The 20,540-nt window shown below is 42.6% G+C and carries 18 protein-coding genes; 4 read left to right on the forward strand and 14 right to left on the reverse strand.

All coding sequences use genetic code 11. From position 1 onward, the window contains the following. Window positions 1-9: 9 nt before the first annotated feature. The 3 genes from ACVBDU_RS04555 to aroC all read right to left on the reverse strand — a co-directional run bounded on the left by ACVBDU_RS04555 (window position 10) and on the right by aroC (window position 3,764). Window positions 10-975 (reverse strand): YpdA family putative bacillithiol disulfide reductase, encoded by a 966-nt coding sequence (locus tag ACVBDU_RS04555; protein ID WP_447178586.1) that lies wholly within the window; start codon window positions 973-975, stop codon window positions 10-12. A 112-nt stretch (window positions 976-1,087) separates the two neighbouring features. Next, window positions 1,088-2,626, reverse strand: a complete 1,539-nt coding sequence (locus tag ACVBDU_RS04560; protein ID WP_447178587.1) for a dicarboxylate/amino acid:cation symporter — start codon at window positions 2,624-2,626, stop codon at window positions 1,088-1,090. A gap of 73 nt (window positions 2,627-2,699) precedes the next feature. Beyond that, window positions 2,700-3,764 carry a chorismate synthase gene (gene aroC, locus ACVBDU_RS04565; protein WP_447178588.1) on the reverse strand — a complete coding sequence of 355 codons (1,065 nt, stop codon included), beginning with the start codon at window positions 3,762-3,764 and terminating at the stop codon, window positions 2,700-2,702. Window positions 3,765-4,103: 339 nt separating this feature from the next. Here aroC and ACVBDU_RS04570 point away from each other — a divergent pair, with 339 nt between their 5' ends. Beyond that, on the forward strand, window positions 4,104-4,934 hold the full coding sequence (locus ACVBDU_RS04570) for a UDP-2,3-diacylglucosamine diphosphatase (RefSeq protein ID WP_447178589.1): 831 nt from the start codon (window positions 4,104-4,106) through the stop codon (window positions 4,932-4,934). A gap of 442 nt (window positions 4,935-5,376) precedes the next feature. Then, the gene (locus ACVBDU_RS04575; protein WP_447178590.1) at window positions 5,377-5,712 is read left to right on the forward strand and encodes a sigma-70 family RNA polymerase sigma factor; all 336 of its coding nucleotides are present in this window, start codon (window positions 5,377-5,379) and stop codon (window positions 5,710-5,712) included. A 108-nt stretch (window positions 5,713-5,820) separates the two neighbouring features. On the opposite strand, the gene ACVBDU_RS04580 is transcribed toward ACVBDU_RS04575, so the two are convergent. The 7 genes from ACVBDU_RS04580 to msrA form a co-directional block, all read right to left on the reverse strand. Continuing rightward, a complete protein-coding gene (locus tag ACVBDU_RS04580) occupies window positions 5,821-6,582 on the reverse strand; it encodes an alpha/beta hydrolase (RefSeq protein WP_447178591.1) in 762 nt (253 codons plus the stop codon). A gap of 103 nt (window positions 6,583-6,685) precedes the next feature. Next, window positions 6,686-7,597, reverse strand: a complete 912-nt coding sequence (locus ACVBDU_RS04585; RefSeq protein WP_447178592.1) for a Ppx/GppA phosphatase family protein — start codon at window positions 7,595-7,597, stop codon at window positions 6,686-6,688. Between the two features lie 120 nt (window positions 7,598-7,717). Further along, window positions 7,718-9,814, reverse strand: a complete 2,097-nt coding sequence (gene ppk1 / locus ACVBDU_RS04590; RefSeq protein ID WP_447178593.1) for a polyphosphate kinase 1 — start codon at window positions 9,812-9,814, stop codon at window positions 7,718-7,720. Window positions 9,815-9,822: 8 nt separating this feature from the next. Beyond that, on the reverse strand, window positions 9,823-10,308 hold the full coding sequence (locus ACVBDU_RS04595) for a SixA phosphatase family protein (protein ID WP_447178594.1): 486 nt from the start codon (window positions 10,306-10,308) through the stop codon (window positions 9,823-9,825). 77 nt (window positions 10,309-10,385) lie between these two features. Next, a complete protein-coding gene (gene pdxH / locus ACVBDU_RS04600) occupies window positions 10,386-11,033 on the reverse strand; it encodes a pyridoxamine 5'-phosphate oxidase (RefSeq protein ID WP_447178595.1) in 648 nt (215 codons plus the stop codon). A 463-nt stretch (window positions 11,034-11,496) separates the two neighbouring features. Beyond that, window positions 11,497-11,937: a peptide-methionine (R)-S-oxide reductase MsrB gene (gene msrB, locus ACVBDU_RS04605; RefSeq protein WP_447178603.1), complete on the reverse strand. Its 441-nt coding sequence runs from the start codon at window positions 11,935-11,937 to the stop codon at window positions 11,497-11,499. An 84-nt stretch (window positions 11,938-12,021) separates the two neighbouring features. Next, window positions 12,022-12,699 carry a peptide-methionine (S)-S-oxide reductase MsrA gene (gene msrA / locus ACVBDU_RS04610; RefSeq protein ID WP_447178596.1) on the reverse strand — a complete coding sequence of 226 codons (678 nt, stop codon included), beginning with the start codon at window positions 12,697-12,699 and terminating at the stop codon, window positions 12,022-12,024. Between the two features lie 261 nt (window positions 12,700-12,960). On the opposite strand from msrA, the gene ACVBDU_RS04615 reads away from it, so the two are divergent. Beyond that, window positions 12,961-14,271, forward strand: coding sequence for a spondin domain-containing protein (locus tag ACVBDU_RS04615; protein WP_447178597.1), 1,311 nt, complete (start codon window positions 12,961-12,963; stop codon window positions 14,269-14,271). 446 nt (window positions 14,272-14,717) lie between these two features. Continuing rightward, window positions 14,718-15,506 carry an SDR family NAD(P)-dependent oxidoreductase gene (locus ACVBDU_RS04620; protein ID WP_447178598.1) on the forward strand — a complete coding sequence of 263 codons (789 nt, stop codon included), beginning with the start codon at window positions 14,718-14,720 and terminating at the stop codon, window positions 15,504-15,506. Window positions 15,507-15,610: 104 nt separating this feature from the next. On the opposite strand, the gene ACVBDU_RS04625 is transcribed toward ACVBDU_RS04620, so the two are convergent. The 4 genes from ACVBDU_RS04625 to ACVBDU_RS04640 all read right to left on the reverse strand — a co-directional run bounded on the left by ACVBDU_RS04625 (window position 15,611) and on the right by ACVBDU_RS04640 (window position 20,170). Beyond that, window positions 15,611-16,078 (reverse strand): YHS domain-containing (seleno)protein, encoded by a 468-nt coding sequence (locus ACVBDU_RS04625; RefSeq protein ID WP_447178599.1) that lies wholly within the window; start codon window positions 16,076-16,078, stop codon window positions 15,611-15,613. A gap of 275 nt (window positions 16,079-16,353) precedes the next feature. Further along, window positions 16,354-17,214 carry a helix-turn-helix domain-containing protein gene (locus tag ACVBDU_RS04630; RefSeq protein WP_447178600.1) on the reverse strand — a complete coding sequence of 287 codons (861 nt, stop codon included), beginning with the start codon at window positions 17,212-17,214 and terminating at the stop codon, window positions 16,354-16,356. A 179-nt stretch (window positions 17,215-17,393) separates the two neighbouring features. Further along, a complete protein-coding gene (locus tag ACVBDU_RS04635) occupies window positions 17,394-18,782 on the reverse strand; it encodes a M16 family metallopeptidase (RefSeq protein ID WP_447178601.1) in 1,389 nt (462 codons plus the stop codon). After that, window positions 18,779-20,170: a M16 family metallopeptidase gene (locus ACVBDU_RS04640; protein ID WP_447178602.1), complete on the reverse strand. Its 1,392-nt coding sequence runs from the start codon at window positions 20,168-20,170 to the stop codon at window positions 18,779-18,781. The genes ACVBDU_RS04635 and ACVBDU_RS04640 overlap by 4 nt, the downstream gene beginning before the upstream one ends. Between the last annotated feature and the right edge of the window lie 370 nt (window positions 20,171-20,540).

A 20,540-nucleotide genomic window follows, 5' to 3' on the forward strand; every position in this document is an offset into this window, starting at 1 on the left:
CCGTCTTTGTCAGGCCTTTTTCAAAATATCCTGTATAATAAGCTTTGCATGTATCCTGGAGTTCTCAATAAACCAGAGATGGGTATCCATACCCCCGCAGATAACCCCGGCCAGGTATAATCCGTTTATATTGGTTTCCATCGTCTCGGTGTTATAAGAAGGGTAAAACTTTCCGTCATCAGATAAATCGACTCCTATTTTTTCGAGAAAAGCAAAGTTTGGCATGTACCCGGTAAGTGCCAGTACAAAATCATTGGGTAAAACCTTTTTTCCTTCCGGGGTATCGATCACCACTTCTTCTTCCCTGATCTCTTCTATATTACTTTGAAAATAAGCTTTGACAGAACCTTCGGCAATACGATTCACTATATCCGGCCGAACCCAGTATTTAACCCTTTTTCCTATTTCTTCTCCCCGGACTATCATGGTCACCTCACCGCCCTTGCGGTATATTTCCAGTGCCGCATCTACGGAAGAGTTACTTGCCCCTACTACGATAACCTTCTGACCGGCATAGTAATGTGGATCTTTGTAATAATGTGACACTTTCGGCAGGTCTTCTCCGGGCACCCCCATGGTATTGGGAATATCGTAAAAGCCGGTTGCAATGATCACCTGTTTTGCCGTGTAAACCGCTTTGGAGGATACAACAGAAAACAGGCCGTTGTCCTTTTCGATATTTTCTACTTTTTCAAACAAACGCAGATCCAGATCGTTTGAAGTTACGATACGCCTGTAATATTCCAGCGCTTCGGCTCTCTGGGGCTTGCTTTTTATACTGATAAAAGGAATTTCGTCAATTTCCAGTTTCTCCGATGTGGAGAAAAAAGTCATATTCAGCGGGTAATTATACAGGGAATTGGCTATACAACCTTTTTCGAGCACTACATAACTAAGCCCGCTTTTCTTTGCTTCCAGGGCACAGGCTATACCTATGGGCCCGCCCCCTACTATTAAAACATCATATTCCTGCATAGCAAACTTTCTTAACTCCTGACAAAATTTAATTCGCAGGATTTTCTTCGACCTCCTGCCCTTACCGCCTTCACCTTTCTTTAGAAAAGAATACGGATTTTCCGGTATACAACTAATCCACGTGCTTGGGTTCTCCCAGTTTCCCTACCGATTTGGCTACGGCGGTAGCCACTGTGGCATCCCCCGTTACATTGATAACGGTTCTGCACATATCCAGTATCCGGTCTACGGATAAAATAAGCGCGATACCCAAAGGAAGTTTTTCCGGCGGAAAATTAATGGATTGTAATACGATGATAAGCATTACCACGCCCACTCCCGGAACCCCGGCAGTACCTATAGACGCCAATAAAGCGGTAAATACAATTGTCAATTGATCTGCAAAAGTGATATCAAAATGAAGTGCTTCGCAAATAAATATGGTAGCGACCGCCTGGTAAAGACTTGTGCCGTCCATATTTATGGTTGCACCGATAGGCAGCACAAAACTACTTACTTCTTCATCGACCCCTACATGATCTCTTACCCTTTCCATATTAACAGGGAGTGTTGCCGCGCTGGAACTTGTAGAAAAAGCCAGTAACTGAACGGGAGCTATTTGTTTCAGGAACCACAACGGATTCTTTTTGATATAAAGACCTACGATCAGCATGTAAACAACTACCATCAAGGCCAGGGCACCGATCACCGTAAGCGAATATTTTAATAAAGCTAACAGCACCTCCACATCATTAGTCCCCGCAACTACATTGGCCAGCAGGGCAAATACCGCTATCGGAGCAATTTTAATGATGAGATCTACCATCTTTAAAATAACATCGTTAAGGCTGTCGAAAAAGTCTTTAAGCGGTTTTGCCTTTTTGTCTCCTATCAACAACATGCAAACACCCAGCATAATCGTAAAAAATATGACCTGCAGCATCTGGTTATTATCTCCCATAGCCCCGAAAATGTTATCCGGAACAATATCCACTAAAAATTCTACGAAGTTTTTGGTCTTGGTCTGGCTATCACTTATTCTCTGGTTTACCACATCCGCATTACCGGGATTACTGGTTAGCCGGTCTATGGTTTCCTGGGAAATACCGGATCCCGGTTTTATTATATTGGCTACTCCCAGTCCTATGGTAATGGCAATAATAGTAGTAATTATATACAGAATCATCGTGCGGATACCAATACTGGATAGTTTTGATATGTCCTGCAAATCCGCAACGCCTTTGATAAGTGATGCAATAATAAGGGGGATTGCAATGAGTTTCAGCAGGTTTATGAACAGTTCTCCGAAGGGGTATATCCAATTTTCTATAAACGTTTTTCCGGTGGGCTCCGTCGGTAATTCGAGCAGTGCTTTTTGATCTGTGTCTATTTTTTCTTCCAGGGCGCTTATTTCCTGTTCTATGTTTTCTTTCTCTACAAGGTAAGTCATTCCCCCGGTATCTCCCTCCCTAAAACGGGCATTGAGATCCTTCAGTTCTTCTTTTAATACTTCCTGCCTGGAAAGGGATTCTGTTAATTCCGTGTGATAAGTAGCTGCCTTATCTTTTATTTCCTGGTCCGGTTTTCCGACATTCGCCATAATAAGACCGAATACAACCCCCAACACCATTCCTATGACGATCTGCCAGTGTAATGCAATTTTTTTCTTCATAAGTTTTTTAAAATTAATGCAATAGTGCCCGTCATTCTCAAAATATGACGAACCGGAAATACCTTATTCCAGGCTATATTTTGGAATTCCTGCTCAACAGGTAATGATCTGCCAGCACCAGGGCTGCCATGGCCTCCACAATAGGCACCGCCCTGGGGACCACACACGGATCGTGCCGCCCCTTTCCCTGCATTTCCATAATATTGCCATCCCGGTCTATCGTTTCCTGCTTTTGCATAATGGTTGCTACGGGTTTAAAGGCAACGCGGAAGTAAATATCCATTCCGTTACTGATTCCCCCTTGTATTCCTCCGGAAAGGTTTGTTTTGGTGGTACCGTCCGGATTGTACAGGTCGTTGTGCTCGCTTCCTTTCATCTTCGCTCCGCAAAAGCCACTGCCGTATTCAAAACCTTTTACCGCATTTATGGACAGCATGGCTTTTCCGAGATCGGCATGCAGTTTGTCAAATACGGGTTCTCCAAGGCCTATGGGGATATTACGGATAACACAGGTTACCGTACCTCCCACAGTATCTCCCTGTTTTCGTATCTCTTTTATGTAATCTTCCATCCTCGCAGCGATTTCCGGATCGGGACAACGCACAGGATTGCTTTCTATCTTTGAAAAATCGAGGTCCTGGTAAGGTTTTTCCAGGAAAATATCCCCTACGGAAGACACGTAGGCTTCAATACGAATATCCTTCAACAATTGTTTGGCTATAGCTCCTCCCACAACGCGGCATGCCGTTTCCCGTGCCGAACTTCTGCCACCCCCGCGATAATCGCGCAGGCCATACTTCTGGTCGTAAACATAATCGGCATGACTGGGACGGTAACTGTCTTTGATATGGGAATAGTCGTGTGACTTCTGGTTGGTGTTCTCAATAACAAAACCAATAGGTACACCTGTTGTTTTTCCTTCAAAAACACCGGAAAGTATACGGAATTCATCCGGTTCTTTTCGCTGCGTTACAATAGCGGACTGACCCGGTTTTCGCCGGTTCAGTTCATGTTGTATTTGATCTAAATGAAGCTCCAGTCCAGCCGGACATCCATCTATAATTCCCCCTAAAGCCTGTCCGTGTGATTCTCCGAATGTGGTAAGTTTGAATATCGTTCCAAAGGAATTTCCTGCCATCTAAATTGATTTTGAACAAATGTAAATGTTAATAATTAATTATTCAAAATTAATATGGAATTTGGGGTTACTAGATAGGAATTACGGTTACAAGTTGCAGATTTAGCCAAAATGAGGTGGCTGAGTGACAGCCGCAGGCTGTTATACCGAAGCTACCGGGTTACAAGTTGCAGGTTTCATGTTTGACCAAAACGAGGTGGCTGAGTGTTCCGGGCTGTGCCCGGAATGTCCCGAAGCCAGCGGGATCACAATATCTTAACAATATGCTCATATATAATTAATTGCCAGGTAATCTTTAACTAACAGATATTTTTTTTCTTTACAGAAAATTTTTCCGACTTGAAAAAGCGCAAAGTAGAGATTGTTGTCATATCGGATGTTCACCTCGGCACTTATGGCTGCCATGCCGGTGAATTGCTCTCTTACCTGAATAGCATAAACCCGGAAAAACTTATCCTCAACGGAGATATCATAGACATCTGGCAATTCCGGAAACGCTACTTTCCCAAAAAACACCTGCAGGTCATCAAAAAGATCATAGATCTCTCAACCAAAGGAACACAGGTATTTTACATTACCGGAAACCACGACGAAATGCTTCGCAAATTCAGCGATGTTACCATGGGAAACATTGCCATCGTAGACAAATTAATCCTGAAACTGGACGGAAAAAAAGCCTGGATCTTTCACGGCGACGTTTTTGACGCTTCCATACAGCATACCAAATGGATCGCCAAACTCGGGGGTTGGGGATATGACTTTCTCATATTGTTCAACAGGTTTATAAACTGGGGATTGGTGAAAATGGGAAAAGAGAAGTACTCCCTCTCCAAAAAAATAAAAAACAGTGTAAAAAAAGCCATAAAATACATTAATGACTTCGAAAAGGTAGCTGCCGACCTGGCTATACAAAACGGATATAAATATGTGATATGCGGCCACATCCATCAACCAAAAATGATCCGGAAAGTAAACAAGCACGGTACCTGTCTTTATCTCAACTCCGGTGACTGGGTGGAAAACCTCACTTCCCTGGAATATCACAAGAAGCACTGGGAACTCTATAGCTTTAACGATGACAAACTAAGTCCTTTTTACACGGATGAAGATCTGAAATCCATGAGTTATAAGGATCTGCTCGCCGCCATTACGATTACCGGCAAAAAATAATTCTTTCCATACTTTTCTATGAATTCATTTAACCTTCCTTAATTGAAGCGAAAAAAGTTTAACGACGAATTCATACAAAAACCCCTCTTCTGCTTTTTTATATGACAAAAAGGATGTAAAGTTATTAACAATTTTCAAAAAACACATACGCCATTAAAAACCTGATAAACAAATAATTATAAGTAAGTATTTATCTCTGAAATGACTTTTCTTAATAACGTATCCACTCTTCAGGTGGTAATTTGCCATAAAACTCTCTCTTAGTATAAAACACCCGGTGTAATTCTGTAAAATATCGAAGTAGTTTTTAGAAACTGTTAATTGCCTTGCCCCTCCCGACCGCTATTTGGTCATAACCATGTTCAATGGAATGAAAAAGGCATTCCTACTGGTATTTCACAGAGTTACACCTGGCACAAGTTTAATCTAGTAAAATTTTAACATGGAAAATCCTCAGGAAAAAATTACTGCCGAAAATGTATTATTATCCCTTAGGGAGGGAGACATCAACGCCTATATGAAGGTATACAAACACTACTATTCCCGTGTTTACAGCTTTACCCTGTCCTTTCTGAAATCGGAAGAGATCAGCCGGAAGATTACCACAGACGTTTTTGCCGAAATCTGGGAAAGAAGATCGGAAGTCCACCCGGATTCTTTCGGTTCGTTCCTGATATCTGTCTGTAACAACCATATTTATAAAAAACTTCGCAATGCTTTTAATGAAGAGGATTCCCGCAGAAATTTATGGAACAAGATGAGTTCGGGGGAAAATTAGAATACAAAAGACTTTTAGTTCAGGACAAAATTAGCGAACTCATTTCGGTACTGAGCCCTTTTATCGGGCTCAGGACAGGCGTTAGAATAAGCCCGTTAATGGGATGAATTACATGAAAAGTAGTTGGGAAAACTGGTAAAGATCGTTTTTCCAGACGGAAAAATCGTGCTGTCCCGGCTCTACGTAATATGTGTGCGGAATTCCTTTTTTACCGAGGTATTGATGTGTTCGTTCGCTGACATACAAGAGCTCATCTTCATTACCGCAGGATATCCACAATAAGCGAAGTTGTCGTATAACTTCTCCCGGACGGGGCACAAGTTTTTCCGGCGCCCTGGTGTTCGGAGCGGGAGAAAAAGCCCCTATCCAGGCAAATGTATCCAGGTGGTCCAGCCCAAAATTCAGCGCTTGCCCCCCTCCCATAGACAAACCCGCAAGGGCGCGGTTGTTCCGGTCGCTATACACCGGGTAATTTGCTTCTACAAAAGGAATCAGGTCTTCCAGGAGGTCATTTTCAAAATCGGAAAAAGCCATTATTTTTTCCGCATCGAATATATTTTCGCCTGCACGGTCATCTTTCATGGCTCTGCCGTTGGGCATAACCACTATCATGGGTTCAAGTTTTTTTTCCGCGTAAAGGTTATCCAGTATCACGTTGGGTTTTCCGTGATAATACCATTCTGTTTCATCTCCCCCTATTCCGTGCAGAAGGTATAAAACACTGTATTTCTTATCTTTTGAGAATTCCGGAGGCGTGTATATTGTAACTTTACGGTCTGTCCCCACAGTTTTCGAAGCGTACAGCAGTGTTTCCACCTTGCCTTTGGGAATATCGGTCTGTATAGAATCAAAGCCCTCCGGAGGTTTCATTTCTCCTGATTGAGCCTGTACGCGGCAAACCATGCCTAATAACAGCAATACAATACACAGATATTTATTTTGGCAGTACATATAATGATTGGCTGGGTTAAGATCAAGTTGGTAAATTATCGATCTCTTTATCGTTGTAATAAAGCAGTTTTACTATACCGTCGGACAAACCTATCTTGGGAACATGTATCTTTTTGGCCCCGCTCCATTTGGTAGCAGAAAGAAAGATACGTGTCGCCGGGATAATAACATCCGCCCTGTCCGGGTTTAATCCGAGTTCGGATATCCTGTCCTCATAACTGATGCTTTGCAAAAACTGGTATTGGGCATTTAACCAGATATAAGACAGTGGTTCTCCGGGTTTTCTTCCGGACATCTTGTACAGTTTATTAATATTCCCTCCGGAACCTATCAGCGACAGACTCTTAAGGTTTTTAGTACTCTTCTTTATCCACTTTTCTATCTCTTTCCACACATTTTCTTCCACCATTTCATTAAGCAATCGCACTGTCCCTATTTTAAAGGACCTGGAAGTTGCTATTTTCCCGTTCGTAAATATGGTAAATTCCGTACTTCCCCCTCCTACATCCACATACAGATAGGATTTTTCCGATTCAATAAGCTGGTGAAGGTCTGTAGAAGCAATAATGGCCGCCTCCTTTTTTCCGTCTATGATCTCTATACGTATACCCGACTTTTTTTCTATTTCCGCTGCAAGTTCATTACCGTTATTCGCTTCCCGCATCGCGGATGTGGCACATGCCATATATTTTTCCACATTGTGTACCTTCATCAGCAGTTTAAAAGCCTTCATTGCATCTACCATACGAATCGCATTGCCCCTGGATATTTCCCCGACCGTAAAAGAATCCTGCCCCAGGCGGACAGGTACCCTGACAAGAGAGCTTTTTTTGAACTGGGGCTCTTTCCCGGTTTCTTCAATTACGTTATTAATCAATAGTCTTATGGCATTGGAGCCAATATCAATAGCGGCAAATTTTCGTATTCTGATCATATATAACCTGTTCGCGGGGGCCTTTGACCCTTTGTCCCCGGTCCGTAAGTCTTCATTCAACTCCACAGTGTAAAGAAGTTGAAAACGAACCGTTTATATTTTCAATATATCCTTAGCTTTTTATTTTAATTTTTGCACATAATAATCATAGGTGGCTAACTGTGAGCGTACTTTTGGGAGGTTATTTTCCCGGTAGGCATTGTCCTGTTTGCCGGAAATAACTCTTGCCTTTACATTATCGCTCCAACCTATTTCAAAGGTTTCCAAGAGTTCTCTCTTTATTTCTTCATCATAGATAGGACAACTCACTTCCACCCGGTTATCTATATTCCTGGTCATCCAATCTGCCGAAGAAATATAGACCTTCGGATTTCCTTCGTTTCCAAAGATAAACAATCTGGGGTGTTCCAGAAATTTATCCACAATACTAATCACCTCAATATTTTCGCTCATGCCCTTTACCCCGGGCACCAGGCAGCATGCCCCCCTTACGATCATCTGTATTTTTACCCCTGCCCTACTGGCCTCGTAAAGTTTATCTACCATTTTATAATTGGTGATACTGTTCATCTTCAGTTTCAGGTATCCCTCTTTTCCGGCCTTTACATTGGCAATCTCCTTGTCTATAAGCTTGGAAAAGACTTTTCCCGTGTAATGGGGGGATACCACAAGGTGCTTGTACTTGTTTATTTTATATGTTGTTTCAAAGAAATCAAAAACCGTATTTACCTCTTTCAGTATGGCCTGGTTGGAAGTAAACAAAGTATAGTCCGTATAAATTTTCGCTGTAGATTCATTAAAGTTACCGGTGCTGATAAACCCGTAGCGTTTTATCCTGTCGTTTTCTTCCCTTTCTATCAGGCATATTTTGCTGTGTACTTTCAGGCCCGGAACACCGAAAATAAGCCTGACACCTTCGCTTTGCAATTGCTCGGCATACTCTATATTTGCTTCTTCGTCGAAACGCGCCTGCAACTCTATCTGTACGGTTACCTGTTTACCGTTCTTTACGGCATTAATGAGACTACTGGCCACCTGGGATGCCTTGGCAAGACGATACACGGTGATTTTTATGGTCCTTACCTTAGGGTCCAGGGCCGCTTCGCGAAGAAAACGTATAACGTACGAAAAGGTGTGGTACGGGGCAAAAAGAAGATAATCTTTCTTTGCTATCCTTTCCAGCACACTTCCCTGTAAACTCAATCCTTCTACCGGCAACGGTGATAATGTGTCATACAACAGGTCTTGCCGGCCAAGGCTCGGGAAATTCATATAATCCCTACGGTTATGATATCTTCCTCCGGGGATGACACTGTCCGTATTCGTTATCCGCATTTTATTCTTCAGGAAATGCAATGTGTCCTTGTCTATTTTTTCGTCATATACAAAACGTACAGGTTCGCTTATTTCCCGCCCTTTAACGCTGCTGGATATTTTTTCGATAAAACTCTTACTAAGGTCATTGTCTATGTCAAGCTCCGCGTCCCTGGTTATTTTAATCATATGAGCAGAGAGCGATTCGTAGTCAAAAATATTAAAAATGGTATGCATACAATACCTCACAAGATCGTCGAGGATAATAATGTAATCTTTGTCCCCTTCTTTCGGCAGTACCACAAAGCGGTCAATATCCTTCGGAATCTCGATCAGTGCATAACGTATTTCATCGGGTTCGGAGGAAAATATCTTTTTCAATCCTCCCATCTTGTTTTCCTTTTTCATTACCATCTTAACCGCCAGGTAGGCCGCACTGTCCTTCAGCAACGGAAATTCCGCAAGATCGTTGAGGAAAATAGTTACGAGTGCCGGGCTGACCTTCTGTACAAAGTAATCCACCACAAATTGCTTCTGGGATTCGGATACTTCAGTTTCGTTAATAATGAAAATATTCTCTTTTCCCAGCTTTTTTTCAATATAGCGAAGAATGTTCTGGCTCTCTGCCTGTTGTTCTATAACTATTTTGGTAATATCTTCCAGCAAGTCTTTGGCTACTTCTCCTCCAAGAGCGCTCTTTCCTTTCCTGCCTGCGAGCGCTATACGTTTTACGGTTGCATAACGCACCTTAAAAAACTCATCCAGGTTATTGGAAAATATTCCGAGAAACCGGAGCCTGTCTATAAGCGGTACGGTTTCATCCGTTGCCTCCTGTAATACCCTGGCATTAAATTGTAACCAGCTAAGTTCCCTGTTGACGTATTGGTTTTGTGTTACTTCCATATAAATTATTAACGTAAATGCTTCGGAAAGACCATCAGATTGGTAGTACCTTTACCAGTCTCTTTCCAGCTGTCCCCCTCAAAAGTAATGTGTACTATTCCCGAGGTAGGCAAATTGTCCGTATAACGATCCCCAAAATTATTGGAAACTTCCGTAAATGCATGATTGTGGCCAAAGATCATAACTTTTTCACAATCGTCACTTAACATTCGGATAAAATTAACGACCGAAGCCCCTGAAAAATCATATAATTCCCAGGTTAATCGCAACTTCTCCGGGGGAATATCCAGCATTCTCAAAAAAATAGTACAGGTGTGCAACGCCCGGTTTGCCGGGCTGGAAAATACAACATCTGGTATGGGTATCTTGTCTTTCACATGCGAAGCCACAAGAATGGCATCATTGATCCCTTTTTCCTTTAACGGCCTGTCCCTGTCTCCCACACTGTAATCCCAGGAGGATTTGGCATGTCTTATGATGGTAAGTTGTTTCATAAAGCCATTTTTTCAACAATCATAACGATTACGGATTTGCTTTCGTGATATAATTATAAGCTTTTATTTACAATTTATCAAGGAGCAAGGCGTTCCTTTTTCCAATCCAGTTTATTTTTAAGGGTGTATCGTATCCGGTCGTGTAACCTGTTCGGACGGCCCTGCCAGAATTCTATGGAAACGGGTTTTACTATATATCCCCCCCAATGGGCCGGACGTGGAATCTCCTTCCCCCTGAATTCTTCTTCCAGGCGTTTCAATGCTGCTTCAAGTTCTTCTCTACCCGAAACAACTTCACTTTGGGGAGATGCCAAAGCACCGAGTTTACTGCCATCGGGGCGCGATTCAAAATACCCGTCAGACAGGTTCCCGGCTACTTTCTCCGCCACTCCTTTTACAATAACCTGCCGTTCCAGGTTGGGCCAGAAAAAGGATAGGCAAATATTGGGGTTTATGGCAATAGCCTTTCCCTTTTCACTATCGTAATTCGTATAAAAGATAAACCCTTCGTGTGTATATTTTTTGAGCAGGACCACCCGGTTTTTCGGATAACCGTCCGGCCCAATCGTAGAAACCGTCATGGCATTAGCCTCTTCTACCCCTCCGTTTTTCTCAACTTCATAAAACCAGGTCTGGAACAACTCCATCGGATTTTCCGGCACCTCGGTTTCCAGCAATTCTTTCTTTTCGTAAGATCTCCTGTAGTTGCTCAAGTCATTTTGCATTGTTTGTGATATTTAGGAAAGTATTCAATGCAAAGATACCGTTTACACCTCACATTTGGGGTATACTAAAAGAGAATTGAATATCCCTTTAACATCAAATTTATGAACACAGGGCATACAAGGATTGCGATTTTGCGTTTTTCTGACGTTCTGAAAAAAATAGCGGGAAAACAGGCACTATAGTACACAGTTCAACATTGTGATAAGCACCAATGAAGTTATCATAAGACCTTGGCAGAAGTTCGGGTTTCAGGTCATAGCCACTACTCCAAAAAGTTTCCGGCATAAACAACCGGGGTACGTAGATACTTATATACTGTTAAACCTCCATATCCTAAAAAATCAACTACCCCGGGGCAATCCCGATATTCTTCGGGATCAGGACAGGCGTTGGGGAATAAGACCCATTTAATCGGATTCAACCTCACTATCTAAAACACCGTTCCTTTTCGGGCAGTTTTTTTTACTTATCCGGCTCAAAGTCCAGTGATATGGAATTCATACAAAACCTCTTATAAGTCGGCGGAGGCCCGTCATCGAAGATATGTCCCAAATGCGAATTACACCGGGCGCATTCCACTTCTATACGGTGCATGCCGTGTGAGTTGTCTTCCTTATAAATTACACTGTTTTCCCGTTCTGTTTCAAAGAAACTGGGCCAGCCGCAACTGCTGGCAAATTTGGCATCGGAACGGAATAAAAGGTTTCCGCAAACCGCACAATAATAGGTTCCTTTCGTATCGCTGTCCCAGTATTTCCCGGTAAAAGCTCGTTCGGTTCCCTGTTTTCTCGCCACATGATATAGTTCCGGGGAAAGGATCTTTTTCCATTCCGCATCACTCACATCGAGATGTGCTGTATCGGTCCGCGAATAGTACGGGTTATTTTTGTGCTTTGTATCCATATTTTCCTGCGCGTTTATCCCCCAGTATGTCCATAGTAGCATCGACATGAACAGGGTGCTTTTTATCATCTTCATTACCTGGTCTCAGTGTTTTAATTTGTGCTTGAAAACCTTTTTAAACTTTTCCAGCTTGGGTTGTATCACATACTGGCAATAGGGCTCCGACTTGTTCTGATTGTAATAATCCTGGTGGTAATCTTCCGCTTTATAGAAAACGGAATAAGGAGTCACCTCGGTAACCACGGGCTTGTCGTAAGCTTTTTCTTCATTGAGTCGTTTTATATAATATTCCGCCTTATCTTTCTGTGTATTGTTGTGATAAAATATTGCAGAACGATATTGTGTACCTATATCGTTTCCCTGGCGGTTCAACTGCGTGGGATCGTGCGCAACAAAAAAGGCTTCGAGCAATTCATCAAATGAAATTACCGAAGGGTCGTAGATAATATTACAGGCCTCCGCGTGACCTGTTTTTCCGGTGATCACCTGTTTATAAGCAGGATTAGACACCGTACCCCCGGTAAATCCGGAGACCACTTTTTTTACTCCCTCAAGCTGCTGAAACTGGGTTTCCACACACCAGAAACACCCTGCGGCAAAAGTAGCCGTGTCCATTTTTACGGCAATCATTTTTTCTTCGGACGGATAGGTTGTTGTCATATTCCTCTCTTTTTCCCATACCGTATATGCAGTAAGTGCAAAAACGCCTACAAACAAGGATAAGCCTTTGATTATCTTTACCATATTCTTTCTTTTCATCATTGTCTTCTTTAATTTTATAAAGCATATCAAAGATACGTCTAAAACCACGGTACAGGAAATATAAGAACTTCCCGTCCTGTTGTACATATTTCCCTCTGCATATTTTATGCCATTTTTCTCTTTTTCTCCAAAACACTTTACAATACGGTTTCCGGATTAAGGGAATTTTTTACATGCCGGGAGGAAAAATTGCTATTTCCTCCTCTTTTATGCTTTTACACCTTTGTCAGACATAATTTATAAATACAAAAAATTAGAGAAATGGTAAAATTCAGAAAATCACATCAATTGCTTACATTGCTATTGCTAAGTGTATTTGCATATTCGTGTAGTGACGATGACGATAATTCCGGAGACCCGGTTCCCGAAATGGCTATCCTAACCGTAGAAAATGTTCTTGAAGCAAAAACCCTGGTGCAGTCCGGCACTTTTGAGGGGGATGGTGCGGGTGCCCCGGTAATCCTTCCGGGAGAATCCGTATCATTTTCATTTTCGGCCGCTAAAGAACAGACTGTTTCCTTTGCCGCCATGTACGGATGGAGCAACGACCTTTTCTTTGCCCCTGAAAACCCGGGAATATCCGTTTATGATGACAACGGCAATCCGATAGAAGGCGATGTTTCGGAAGAACTGAAACTTTGGGATAACGGGAGCAGGGTCAACCAGGTGCCAGGCGCCGATGTCGACCACCCGGGAGAAGCCGAGGCCAAGTCTATCCGTGAAGTAGACGGTACGGACGACCAGGGAAATCCCTACCTGCCGGCATCCGAACTGGTAAAGGTTTCACTTACTTATGACGGTGACTCTTATTTTACATTGACTCTCGAAAACATTTCCGGCGGTACGGCTAATGAAACCCCGGTAAGTCCAGGGGTATGGGCAGTTTCGTATATCGCAGGCGGAGCGCCCCTGAACCCGGCACCACTTTATGAGGAAGGAGAAAGTACTTATAGTGGACTCACAAAACTTTCGGAAATGGGAGATAATTCGGAGATTTTCGATGATGTTAGTGACAACACCGGTATTTTCACACCACTATCCCCCATCCTTGTTGTAGTATACAATGGCATAGACAACCCGATCTTTAAAGAAGGAGAAACTGACCGTGGTGAGGGATTGACATTACTGGCCCAAACAGGAAATGCCGAGGACCTGGCCGGTTCTCTGAACGGGAAAAACGGAATTAAAGCAACGTATATACTGCCCGATCCGCAAAACACGGTCCTACTTCCTTCCGTTAACGGAACAGCGGGTGGAAAGGTAAGCCAGGAACTGACGCTGGAAGAAGGAGACCACATCGCCATAGCCACCATGTACGGATTCTCAAACGACTGGTTTTTTGCCCTCGGGGACAGTGGCATATCCGCAGATGAAACCGGGGATATCTCTTCTATGGTCAGACTATATGATAATGGTTCGGCTGTAAACCAGTTTCCCGGTGCAGGTGTAACACAAATCAACCTGGGTGGTTCCGTTATTCCGGAGGAAAAGCCCATACAGGAAGTACCTAACCCCAACAGTTTTACAACACTGCCATCATTAGACCAGGTGGTGAAAATTACGCTGAACTAACTAACTTTAATTCAAGGGAGAGCGGCTACACACCCTCTCCCTTTGATATCAACGTTCTTAAAACAAGTTTCAAATCACAGGTGTGATAACATAATCCTTATACACTGTTGATCAGACAGGTATGAAATGGGTTTTTCGTTATTTAAATCGTATTTTTATAACCGGATGCCGAAATTCCGGGAATTTGGAATTTTAATGCTATACAATGCTTTCTATCCGGCTGCCTTACCGATTAAGGATAAACCAACCACCCTCTCAAACATCACCAACCGTCCTTTGGTTCCGCTTATGCAGTCATTGTTTCCTTCGGAAATCGGCATATAGTTAAACAAAAAATATGAATGAATCTAATAAAACAACTTATACACAAGTCTTACAAAAAACAAATCTGTGTATTTGTGACCAAAAACATCATGGAGAAATCTAACATATAAAAATATCATATCATGAATTTTAAGACAAAAAAAGTTTTAATTACCGGAGGGTCCAGCGGAATAGGAAAAGCCATCATAAACGAATTATATCAAAAAGGTGTAACCTCATTTGCGGTAGTAGGTCGCAGTGCGGAAAAAATGAAACCTCTTAAAGCCGATTTCCCGAATGCGGACTTCCTCTTTCTTACCGGCGATGTTGCTAAACCTCAAGATTTAAAACAAATTTCCACAACTGTCAACAAACAATGGGGAAAACTGGATATTCTTATTAATAACGCAGGTGTAGTAAGCGCAGGTTCCCTGGAAAAAACAAGTGATGAAGATATTATCTCGCAACTGAACATCAATGTAACGGGACTGATATTGCTTACCAAATACACACTGCCCCTACTGAGAGATAGTGAGGAGGCCGCCATTATAAACGTATCCTCCGGACTGGGATTGATAGGTATGCCTTTTTATGCTACTTATGCTGCGACCAAGGCTGCGGTAAGCAGGTTTTCCGAAGCTATGCGAAGGGAACTCAACGGTACTTCCATACATGTAATGACCGTCTATCCCACAGCAACGGACACACCGATGATGGAAACGGCCGCTACTGGAAATATGGACTCTCCGGAACTCGTAGCACAACTTACCTTAGAAGGGCTTATGGATAAAAAGATCAGGGTCGTCCTTGGCGGAGACCAAAGACTGGAAGACGAAAAAACGAATTTTGAAAAACCGCTTGAATTTGACAAGAAAGTAAGTACTGTTTATGATGCCATGCAAAAACGGGCTGCAAATCACCGCTCTATGTAGATATTTTTTACCCATTGTGTATTTTGTCCAAAAACACACAATGGGTAATTTTCATATTTTCTTTTCGTTAACTCAATTCCTGCCAAGGTGTAAAGAACTGTTTATTATTCCTCCCCTTTTACTTTAGGCCAGTTTTTATCAGCTTCCAAAATGAATTCCGCCCGGTTTTCATCCCATGTCTCCTTGACTTTTCCATTATAATTAAAGTACAGCTTACCATCAATTACCGACCAGGTATCTATTTCCACCGGTGCCTTATGCCCCTGTGAAGTTCCGTATGCACAATATCCTCCGTATTGCGGCGCGTAGCCCTCGGGGTTTTCTTTAAACCTGTCCATATTCTCTTTACTGGAAAACAGCCAGGTAGCGCCGTTCCAGTCATAAGAAAACTGTTCCTTTCCCATAACGGGCTCAGACACTTCGAAAAATGCTACGGGATCATATCCCTTTATAGCTTTCCCATCCGAAACAAATACTTCCGATGCATCAGATCCCGAAGATCCGGAAAAGATAAAAATGCCGGCAATGATTACCACTGCTACTATTGCAATACCAAAAATTATTTTTTTCATTGTTAATTGTTTTAGAAGAATTCCATTCTTACCCGGACATACCACGTATTTCCGGAGCATATGAATATCCGATTGTTTTTCAGCAAATTTATTCTCTGCCGGGAAAAAGAGACATAAAAAGACTTCCCGATGACTTGCCTAAAATTCCCGAAATACATTATGTATGTCCGAAGTTAAGAAAAATCATAAAAAAGGTCCGATCACGATGGATTTCAAATCCAAAGCTCCGGATAAGAATAGTTCACTCTTTTCCAAAATAACAATTCCTTCTTATCTTATATTCCTACTACCGGTGAAGCTTCCGCATTCTTAAATTCGGAAGGGGCAAAAGAAGTTTGTTTTTTAAAGAAGTTACTGAAATACGCAGCATCGTCATATCCCAGTTCGTAAGCAATTTCCTTGATGGATTTATCGGTATACATCAGCAGCCGTTTTGCTTCCAGCACAATACGGTACTGGATCACGGAGAGGGGAGATTTATTGTTGTACATGGCAAAGAGGTTAGAGAGGGTTTTGGGTGACCTGCACAACTGGTCTGCGTAGAATTTAACCCCGTGTTCCTTCTTATAATAAGTTTCCACCAGTAAATTGAATTTGCGGATAATATCCAGTTTTTCATCATTCATATCCCCGGCCAGGTATTGCTTTTTGGCCAGCCTGGTAACAATAATTATGAGACGTTTGAGAAGGACTCGAAGCATATCTTCCTGTATGATATCTTTCATTTCAAATTCTTCCTGGAATACTTTCAACAAAGTGTTCAGTTTATCCTGCTGCGTTTCATCTATATCGACAAACATCAGTTGAGAAGAACCGTAGAACAAAAACCCGACACACCCCACTTCCCTGTCATGGTCTACAATACAGTAAAACTCCCGGTTAAACTGCCAGGCCACTACAGATTCCGGATCTGAAAAATCAAAGGTCTGGTTGATTATCAGGGCCAGAACGCTGTTTTCAGGAAAATCATATGCAATACCGTCTACAACCACGGTTTGGGGTTTTCCACGATTCCATGCGATGGTAAGAAACCGGTCTTTCCGGTCCCTGCCGTAAAACCTGCGATTGAAATTACTTTCGCCGAGAATTAACCGGAATTCCGATGCAGTCTTGTTATTGCGGCATATTAATGGCATAAAGGCTCTTTTATTTTAATAATGGATAATAAACGATACCATGTAAAATTAAAGTTTTTAAAACAAATATCATACCAAGACAAAACGGTAACCACAGCATAAAAAAAGCAGGGATGTTTTTCCCTGCTCTTTTAGTATACATAGGTAACTTCCGGCAGGTGCCGGATATGATACATAAATTATTCTTTCAGACTACTTTTATCCAGTGTTTCCTCTACCTGATCTTTGATCTTTTCTTTATCTCCTACCACAATAAGGGTCATTTCTCCCGGTTTTATATATTTTTTGGTCATTTCCTGGATTTTTTCCGGGGTAATGGCATAAATGTTCTTTACCTTATCCTTCAGCCAGGACTCCGGGAGTTCATGCAGATCCAGGAAATTCAATTGTCCTATTATTCCTCCAGGAGTGGAGTTTCGCAAAACAAAAATTCCGGATTCATAATTCTTAATCCCTTCCAGTTCTTCTTCCGTCGGGGCTTCTTCCTGCAGCTTTACTATCTCTTTTTTAATTTCCGCTATGGAAGGCCCGGTAAACTCCGAGGTTACATCCGCGGCTTCATACCAGACACCGGTTTTATACCGGCTGTCCAGGTTACTGTACGGAGAATAGGTATACCCCTTGTCTTCGCGGATATTACTGGTTATCCTGGACCCGAAAGATCCCCCTAAAAGGGAATTGGTGATATCCATCGCCAGGTAATCCGGACTGGAAGGGTCTACGGTAGGTAATCCGTACATGATGGTAGATTGCGGAGCTCCCGGCCTGTCTATAATCCTGACTGTATTTTTGGTAACAGCCGTAGCAGTAGGGTAAGAAACTTCAGGTCCTTCTGTCCATGAAGAAAGGGCCTCTTTTACCGCTTTTTCCACGGCAGATGTGTCAAACTTGCCTACTACATAGATCACCGTACGTTTCGCTCCAAAATTCTCCGAATAAAACTTCTTAATATCTCCCGTAGTATAGGAATCTATCATTTCATCTGTAGAATATACCCTGCCATAAGGATGGTCCGGGTAAAGAGAAGCATAAAACTCCTTTGTTACCTGTGCCTGTGGCCTGGACATACGCACGCTCAGGTTTCTTTTCATGTCGTTTTTCAACCGGTCCAGTTCCGATTCCGGCCATTTGGGATGCATCAGTACCTCCGCCATAGTCGTTATGGCTTTCGGGGTAAATTCGGACAGTACATTGGCATGAAGAGTTGTGGCGTGACTGGATACGGAAATATTCAGGTTACCACCCATAGAGGCCATAGCATCCGAAATTGCCCTGGTGTCTTTAGTGGTGCTCCCCTCTTCCATCAGGTCACCGACGAGGTCACTCAGCCATACTTCATTTTCCTGTTCGTGTATGTTTCCCGTTTTTACGGTTATGTTTATGGTTGCTTTGGGGATGGCTCCGTAAGGCACCATAACAAGCCGGATGCCGTTATCCAGAGTTATCTCCTGTTTTTCGGGCAGTTTAAAGTCTTTGGGGGCTCCCCCCCGCGGCGGTTGTTCCTTTTCCTGGGCGGTTGCGGTGAGTACGAAGGCGGCTAATATACAGTTTAGAATAAGTTTTCTCATTGCGCTGAATTTTTATCGTTGGCTAATAAAGGATTAACTCTCAGGATAGTCCTGTTGGCAGGCTTCAGATAATCGTCGACGGCCTTATGGATGATCTCCGGCGTAATATTTTTGAATTCGTCTTCCAGGGAATTGATCCTGTCCGGATCATCGTCAAAAAGGGCAAAACTACATAGCAGATCGGCCCTTCCCACCCCAAACGTACCTCCGAGGTCATCGTAAAGTCTGGATCTCATTTTTACTACGGCCCCGTCCAGCGTTTTTTGAGTAATCTCCAGTTTCAGGCTGTCCATGACCTGGTCTACGGCACCGATAACTTCGTCTTCGGTAGTACCGTTATCATAAGTGAAGTCAAACATCCAAATCATGGGGCCTTTGTAGTTAAACATATTTCCCAGGTAGTTTATTCCTCCGCTTATACCGGAAGTATATCCTTTTTCGTTGACCAGTTTCCGCTTTAACAAAGCATTATCTCCCTGTGCCAGTATCTGGTCCAGCAGGCCCATGGCAAAATATTCCGGGGTATTTCTTTCCGGCATTTTATATGCCACGGCTATGGCGGGCTTATTGGCAAGAGAGTCATCTTTTACAAAACGTTTTTCCGCTTCCTGTACGGGTTCGGAAATATCTGGCTGTGCAGGCAGTTCAACAGCGGGTATTCCACCGAAATATTTTTCTATCCACGCCCTGGTCTCATCCGTATCAAAATCTCCTACAACGGCCAATGCAGCATTGTTAGGAGCGTAATACGTCTTGAAAAAATCTTCCACATCTTCAAGGTTAGCGGCATCCAGGTCTTCGAGATCTCCGTAAAAATTATGTGCGTTATACCAGTTCTCGTTGGCATATTGCGGCATGTCAAGCCAGGGAAATCCGCCATAGGGTTGGTTAAGTACATTTACCTTAACCTCATTTTTAACGACTCCCTGCTGGTTGGTAAGGTTTTCCTGGGTTATATCCAGTCCTTTCATCCGGTCTGCTTCGGCCCACAACATGGTTTCGAGTTTATTAGACGGTACGATCTCAAAATAATTGGTAAAATCAAACCTCGTGGAACCGTTGAGCACACCGCCGTTTTTCTGTACGAGGTTGATAAATTCCATCTTCCCAAGGTTCTTGGATCCCTGGAACATCATATGTTCGAATAAATGGGCAAATCCGGTCCTGTCTTTCGGTTCTATGCGGAAACCGATATTGTAATACACCGCAACTATTGCCGTCGGAGAAGTTTTGTCCTGTGAGAGAATCACTTTAAGGCCGTTGTTCAGCTTATAATATTCCACCGGAACTTTATAAGTTCCGGCCGTTTTCTCTTCGGTAGTTTCCGTGCTGTTTTTACAGGAAATGAAAAACAGGCACATCATTAAGAACGTAATGTTTAGCTTCATGAAGAATAATGTTAAAGTTTAACTTGGTGTGTTGGGTACCAGACATCCAAAATACAAAAAAGACAAATACCTAATGCTTTGGATATCATAAATTAATAGACGAAAAATTGGAATAAATGTTACACCCTGAAAAGAAATACCAGTCATTTAACGGACATAATCCAATGAGAGGAACAGTATTTTCCGGTTTTACAGGGAATGAAACTAAGCCTTGGTTATTCGGTTATCAGGTGTTCTTTTCGAGCCCAATTTACCTTTGTTTCGGGCCGTATTCCAACTAGGGCCTGTTAACACTACCAGAAAAGATGGATTTTTGAGTATATTTTTTGTCTATCGAGGCATGTTTGACGAGTTTGGTAGCGCCAAATAA

The organism is Sinomicrobium endophyticum, assembly GCF_052983315.1.

Bases quoted from the DNA above. Each gene is read 5' to 3' on its own strand.
- msrB (WP_447178603.1), bottom strand. From the start codon at position 11,937: ATGGATACAAAGCACAAAAATAACCCGTACTATTCGCGGACCGATACA.
- ACVBDU_RS04635 (WP_447178601.1), bottom strand. From the start codon at position 18,782: ATGAGAAAACTTATTCTAAACTGTATATTAGCCGCCTTCGTACTCACC.
- ACVBDU_RS04585 (WP_447178592.1), bottom strand. From the start codon at position 7,597: ATGATCAGAATACGAAAATTTGCCGCTATTGATATTGGCTCCAATGCC.
- ppk1 (WP_447178593.1), bottom strand. From the start codon at position 9,814: ATGGAAGTAACACAAAACCAATACGTCAACAGGGAACTTAGCTGGTTA.
- aroC (WP_447178588.1), bottom strand. From the start codon at position 3,764: ATGGCAGGAAATTCCTTTGGAACGATATTCAAACTTACCACATTCGGA.
- ACVBDU_RS04560 (WP_447178587.1), bottom strand. From the start codon at position 2,626: ATGAAGAAAAAAATTGCATTACACTGGCAGATCGTCATAGGAATGGTG.
- ACVBDU_RS04575 (WP_447178590.1), top strand. From the start codon at position 5,377: ATGGAAAATCCTCAGGAAAAAATTACTGCCGAAAATGTATTATTATCC.
- ACVBDU_RS04555 (WP_447178586.1), bottom strand. From the start codon at position 975: ATGCAGGAATATGATGTTTTAATAGTAGGGGGCGGGCCCATAGGTATA.
- ACVBDU_RS04625 (WP_447178599.1), bottom strand. From the start codon at position 16,078: ATGAAAAAAATAATTTTTGGTATTGCAATAGTAGCAGTGGTAATCATT.
- msrA (WP_447178596.1), bottom strand. From the start codon at position 12,699: ATGATGAAAAGAAAGAATATGGTAAAGATAATCAAAGGCTTATCCTTG.
- ACVBDU_RS04615 (WP_447178597.1), top strand. From the start codon at position 12,961: ATGGTAAAATTCAGAAAATCACATCAATTGCTTACATTGCTATTGCTA.
- ACVBDU_RS04595 (WP_447178594.1), bottom strand. From the start codon at position 10,308: ATGAAACAACTTACCATCATAAGACATGCCAAATCCTCCTGGGATTAC.
- pdxH (WP_447178595.1), bottom strand. From the start codon at position 11,033: ATGCAAAATGACTTGAGCAACTACAGGAGATCTTACGAAAAGAAAGAA.
- ACVBDU_RS04580 (WP_447178591.1), bottom strand. From the start codon at position 6,582: ATGAAACCTCCGGAGGGCTTTGATTCTATACAGACCGATATTCCCAAA.
- ACVBDU_RS04630 (WP_447178600.1), bottom strand. From the start codon at position 17,214: ATGCCATTAATATGCCGCAATAACAAGACTGCATCGGAATTCCGGTTA.
- ACVBDU_RS04640 (WP_447178602.1), bottom strand. From the start codon at position 20,170: ATGAAGCTAAACATTACGTTCTTAATGATGTGCCTGTTTTTCATTTCC.
- ACVBDU_RS04620 (WP_447178598.1), top strand. From the start codon at position 14,718: ATGAATTTTAAGACAAAAAAAGTTTTAATTACCGGAGGGTCCAGCGGA.